The following is a 4,279-nucleotide window of genomic DNA, read 5'->3' as shown; positions in this document are numbered from 1 at the left end:
TAGGGGGCTGCCATACTAATTCCCAATTGCTCTGCTATCCCTACTATAACGTCCTAATTTAACTTCGTAGTGCTATACTACAACCGCTCCCTTGGTAGAAGCTACTACTTGGCAATTTGGTTCCAAGGGTGAAATTATCCTCACCAATGCCGATCCTGCCGCGCCAAATCAGTTTGAAGCAACACCTAGCAACTGTCCTAGTTCATGAGTTTAGTATGGCGATCGCCTACACTGTATCATCCATCCAACCGCACTCAAGACAATCCCAATGTACCCGTGCCGTGTAATCCTTGCTGAAGGAAGCTTTGCAGCTGGGACACTTGCCCGTGAACAGCGGATGCCAGTTCAATAACTCCATCTGCTCCTCCCTTGTCCAGCGCAGCTGGGGCTGTAAAATCAATTCGCCAGCGTAATTAAGATACTGCCGCTGGTTCCCACAGTTCTTCATCGTCTAAATAATCGTGTGAATTGCTATATGGTTCGTCGTCTTGCTGTCGAGAGCGCAACCCTAGAAAATCCCTGAAATGCTTGCTCTATTGAGGATCGGGGCGAAAGTCTAAGCAACTATCTTCCTCCACCCCAGCAGGGTGAATGGCGCAGACTATATGGTAGTCGTGCGAGTGAAACTTACACCGATCGCATTCTGGAAGTTTGGGCATAGATTGACCTCAAATCTGATTCAAGTTTCGCCTAAACTTTATGCGATCGCACTAGTAAGACTGACAGAGTTTATGTGGTGCAACAGCCCCATGAGCGCGATCTACTACTCGTAGCTTAGTAAATTTGTTTGTGTGGTAAGCAAGGTTGTTTCTGCTTATAGCAATCGACCATAACCAATCATAATATATAGTTGTGGAAAGCTAAAAGACGAGCAAGAGACTATGAGGCGTAGAACCAGAGCAGATAATATTAACGTCACATCCAAGGGAATTCAGTTTACTTTTGATACTGATTCTGAAGCAAAAGAGTTTTACAAAGAGTGTCAAGATAAATCAACCGCATCAGAAATTGAAAAGAATAAAGTTACACTTTTAATGCCTGCTAAAATAACTAAAGCAGGAGAGATAAACTCCCCCGCTTAGTCTCCCTACCAGGTTACTATAACTTCAGTACCCAGTAGAACGACTCCTGTAGTCGGTAGCGCCCGAATCAACTGCACGAACAGTACAGCGCGTTCGTTAGTGGCGAACGCAAGGCAAAGTGTATTGGGAGCAATCAGCTCCCACTCTACCTCTTGAGCAACGCTTGCCGCAATTTCTACAAGAGCTTGAAACATTATTGCCTCCAGCTAAACTACATCTTTATTATCTAATTTATTGTCTTAATAAACAATAGTATGCTCGCTGAAAGTGAAGAATTTAAAAGTGACTTTTGACCGGAGTATTTAGGAGAATTTGAAGTATTTTAGAACGAATTTCATGCTAATAAATTAAGAAAACAAATATGTTGATTGCTTTGACCAACGGCAGCGAAAACTTGACGCGCAAATTGCTGGAGAGTACCAATGTCATCCAACATTTCAGTAGTATTCTTTCCGGCAATGCTATTTAGAAGATAAAGCCACACAAGTAATGTCTATGCTATGGTCGAGCGAGACACCCAAGACAATACATGGATGGTTGTTGCTCCGCTTGAGACATTCCAGAAACACTAGTGACGAACAAGCCAGCCCTGACACAGCGGCATCTCAAATTTACCAATCGGCAACGGATAAAGGAGCTGATAAAGGAAAGTAAAATTAGAAACAAAGCTGTTATACCAATTCTGAATAATGTTGCACTATTGTATAAATAACTAGAGTAGTGTGTTTTCATGATGACAAGTGTGTTTGATGTTGAGATTAAGGAAAGTGCGGCGGAACTCAAAACACTGTTGAGCGACCAAACTCTGGCTCGCCAGCGAGACCGAGTGTGAGCGCTGTACTTACGCAAAACAGGCCAGGCACAGACAAGGCGGGAACTGGCTGCCCTATTAGGTTGTAATGAATCAACGCTCTATCGCTGGTTCTGTACTTATCAAAGCGAGGGAATATCTGGTTTGTTGCAGATTAAAACTAGTCCAGGCAAACCGTCGAAGCTCCCACCAAATGTGCTGGAACAATTGCGCCAACGCTTGAGCGAACGCACTGGATTTAACAGTTATGGTGAGATTCAACAGTGGTTACAACAGGAATATGATGTTCAAGCGGCATATGCCACAGTACACGGCATTGTGCGCTATAAACTACAGTCGAAACTCAAAGTCCCGCGCCCAGCCAGTATTGAAGCAGACCCGCAGCTACAAGACACTTTTAAAAAAACTGCCTGAGATCGTGCGAGTCATGGTAACTCATTTGGGAAACGGACGGACAGTGCGCTACTTCTGTGAGGATGAAAGTCGCTTTGGGCTTAAAACACTTTTGAGTCGGGTAATTACTCTTTTTGGTGTTAAACCGATTGCACCCGTACAGTGGTCGCGGGAAAATTTTTGGCTTTATGGTGCGGTTGAACCCGCGACTGGAGCGCATTTCTTTTATGAGTTTTCGCATCTTGATTCTGCCTGTTTTCAACGGTTTATCGAGATGTTTGCTGCTGCCTTTCCAGATAGTCTTAACCTTTTACACTTAGATCAAGCCAGTTGTCATATTGCTACGACACTGGTATGGCCAGAGAATGTCATTCCTATTTTTCAGCCCGCCCATTCTCCAGAACTCAATCCCATCGAACGATTGTGGGAGGATTTAAAAAAGCATTTTCAAGGTCGCAACTTTGATAATCTGGCTACTCTCCGAGATCTAGTTTTTGGCTTAATCAATTCTCTTTGTCCTACCACCATTATGTCACTAACAGGTTGGTCATACATCCTTGATGCCTTAACCACAATTTCTGTAACTAGTGCATGATTATTCAGAATTGGTATAACGCCGTCGGCTCAATATCAGCGAGAAATCGGCTTAACGTTGATGCCACTGGGCAATGTTGCCGTTGCCACACTGACATCACGATGGATTGGACGCTCTGGAGCTGCTCAAAAAAGCTTTGGAGTGTGTCCAAACCGCTGATGGCATAAGCAAGGAGCAAGAGGACAAAATCACACACTTCATACTGTCCCATCCGCCCTCGATTTACTCTCACTTGAGTCTGTAAGCGCTCCAATAAATCAGTCTTCCGCCAATATTCGCCAACCAACAAGACTTCGCCTAACCAATTGGGTGTGACTGGATTGGCTTGCTCATTCGTTGTCAATTCAATTCCTGCTACAGTAGTGCCTATCGTTTCTGACATCATCACTTGCCTCGATCCAAAAGGCTAACGATGTCATTTTCTCTTGTCTACTTCCGGCAAATCTCCTTTCTACTTTGATTTCTAGCTTTACAGTCCTAAGCTCGTTGCGCATCTCGTGGGATACTGAACGCCTTGCAGCAATTACGCTGCATCCTACCCGAATCAAGGGAGTTCCGCTGCTCGTCCAGCCTACAAAGGGGTTCGACCAACCCCATTGACCTTTGATTCGTTTTTATTCGTTCCCTTGGTCGGATTGTTATGTTCTTTTAGGTATAGCCACTTCAACCACTGGATTCCCTGGACTCTTACCGCTATCTGGAGCCATAATGCGGCGGGAATATTTCTTCCTTTTTGGAAGATTTCTCCAGTGAAGTCAGGTTTTGGTGTTGTGTCCTGCTTGTGTGTAGGTTGTTTTTTTAGGCTCTGTTTTACCGTGAGAACTCCCCGTTAGCACCAGTGTCACCCCACAACGGATGTCTGATTGCGCCCTGTTTCCAGCTTCGCTCTCCAGAAACCGAGTCTGGTCGGCGTGGACAGATAGGGATTTATGCCTAAGTCTGGCAGGTGGGGCTGTCACCCACATACGCTCAAGAGTTCAACCCTTAATGACAGTAATCTGCTGTCGGGTTGGGTAGCTTATATACGGACTGATTACCGTGATTCGGCTACCAACGAATCGCACACTCCATCACACTGCGGTCCCGATAGCATTGACCCGTTTGCGCTGCGGTTACACCCATCAGAATTCTATCGCCTGCCTGACAATGACAGTGAAGCTCGTCTATATTTCATCATTGATAACACCCTTCCTATCCTGCTGTACGTAGGGGAGACGAAGCGCACTCCTTCGCAGCGGTGGAAAGGCGTACATGATGCAAAAGATTACATTTCAAACTACATAAGCCTACACCGTAAGTACAAGCTGGATGTAGCGGTGGTTGCAGCTTTTTGGTGGGATGTACCAGCGGCTTCTAGACCGAGGCAGCAGTTGGAGTTGGCATTGATTCAAAAGTGGA

Annotated in this window: 7 protein-coding genes and 1 pseudogene; 4 read left to right on the top strand and 4 right to left on the bottom strand. The window is 45.3% G+C overall.

Translation table 11 applies throughout. The features are described 5' to 3' along the window. Positions 1-226: 226 nt before the first annotated feature. Together DSM107010_RS31865 and DSM107010_RS42570 are read right to left on the bottom strand one after the other, a co-directional pair. On the bottom strand, positions 227-448 hold the full coding sequence (locus tag DSM107010_RS31865) for a hypothetical protein (RefSeq protein WP_106170273.1): 222 nt from the start codon (positions 446-448) through the stop codon (positions 227-229). Between the two features lie 85 nt (positions 449-533). Beyond that, a complete protein-coding gene (locus tag DSM107010_RS42570) occupies positions 534-659 on the bottom strand; it encodes a hypothetical protein (protein WP_258184058.1) in 126 nt (41 codons plus the stop codon). Positions 660-881: 222 nt separating this feature from the next. On the opposite strand from DSM107010_RS42570, the gene DSM107010_RS31860 reads away from it, so the two are divergent. Beyond that, positions 882-1,082, top strand: coding sequence for a hypothetical protein (locus DSM107010_RS31860; protein WP_106170275.1), 201 nt, complete (start codon positions 882-884; stop codon positions 1,080-1,082). Between the two features lie 5 nt (positions 1,083-1,087). Here DSM107010_RS31860 and DSM107010_RS31855 read toward each other — a convergent pair whose 3' ends face one another. Next, positions 1,088-1,276, bottom strand: a complete 189-nt coding sequence (locus tag DSM107010_RS31855; RefSeq protein WP_106170277.1) for a hypothetical protein — start codon at positions 1,274-1,276, stop codon at positions 1,088-1,090. Between the two features lie 301 nt (positions 1,277-1,577). Here DSM107010_RS31855 and DSM107010_RS38945 point away from each other — a divergent pair, with 301 nt between their 5' ends. Further along, the gene (locus DSM107010_RS38945; RefSeq protein WP_158631917.1) at positions 1,578-1,736 is read left to right on the top strand and encodes a hypothetical protein; all 159 of its coding nucleotides are present in this window, start codon (positions 1,578-1,580) and stop codon (positions 1,734-1,736) included. A 79-nt stretch (positions 1,737-1,815) separates the two neighbouring features. Continuing rightward, positions 1,816-2,881 (top strand): annotated as a pseudogene (locus DSM107010_RS31850) (IS630 family transposase). A gap of 4 nt (positions 2,882-2,885) precedes the next feature. Here the strand turns inward: DSM107010_RS31850 and DSM107010_RS31845 are convergent. After that, positions 2,886-3,266, bottom strand: a complete 381-nt coding sequence (locus tag DSM107010_RS31845) for a hypothetical protein (protein ID WP_106170279.1) — start codon at positions 3,264-3,266, stop codon at positions 2,886-2,888. 544 nt (positions 3,267-3,810) lie between these two features. On the opposite strand from DSM107010_RS31845, the gene DSM107010_RS31840 reads away from it, so the two are divergent. Beyond that, positions 3,811-4,279: GIY-YIG nuclease family protein (locus DSM107010_RS31840; protein ID WP_199755888.1), on the top strand; the 469-nt coding region annotated here is incomplete at its 3' end.

The organism is Chroococcidiopsis cubana SAG 39.79, from assembly GCF_003991895.1.
Lineage (GTDB): Bacteria > Cyanobacteriota > Cyanobacteriia > Cyanobacteriales > Chroococcidiopsidaceae > Chroococcidiopsis > Chroococcidiopsis thermalis.
The sequence above is the reverse complement of the archived record's forward strand: the minus strand, read 5'-3'. Positions and strand labels throughout refer to the sequence as shown.

What these genes read in the sequence shown, in the direction of transcription:
- DSM107010_RS38945 (WP_158631917.1), top strand. Translation starts at nt 1,578, where the DNA reads ATGCTATGGTCGAGCGAGACACCCAAGACAATACATGGATGGTTGTTG.
- DSM107010_RS42570 (WP_258184058.1), bottom strand. Translation starts at nt 659, where the DNA reads ATGCCCAAACTTCCAGAATGCGATCGGTGTAAGTTTCACTCGCACGAC.
- DSM107010_RS31865 (WP_106170273.1), bottom strand. Translation starts at nt 448, where the DNA reads ATGAAGAACTGTGGGAACCAGCGGCAGTATCTTAATTACGCTGGCGAA.
- DSM107010_RS31860 (WP_106170275.1), top strand. Translation starts at nt 882, where the DNA reads ATGAGGCGTAGAACCAGAGCAGATAATATTAACGTCACATCCAAGGGA.
- DSM107010_RS31855 (WP_106170277.1), bottom strand. Translation starts at nt 1,276, where the DNA reads ATGTTTCAAGCTCTTGTAGAAATTGCGGCAAGCGTTGCTCAAGAGGTA.
- DSM107010_RS31845 (WP_106170279.1), bottom strand. Translation starts at nt 3,266, where the DNA reads ATGATGTCAGAAACGATAGGCACTACTGTAGCAGGAATTGAATTGACA.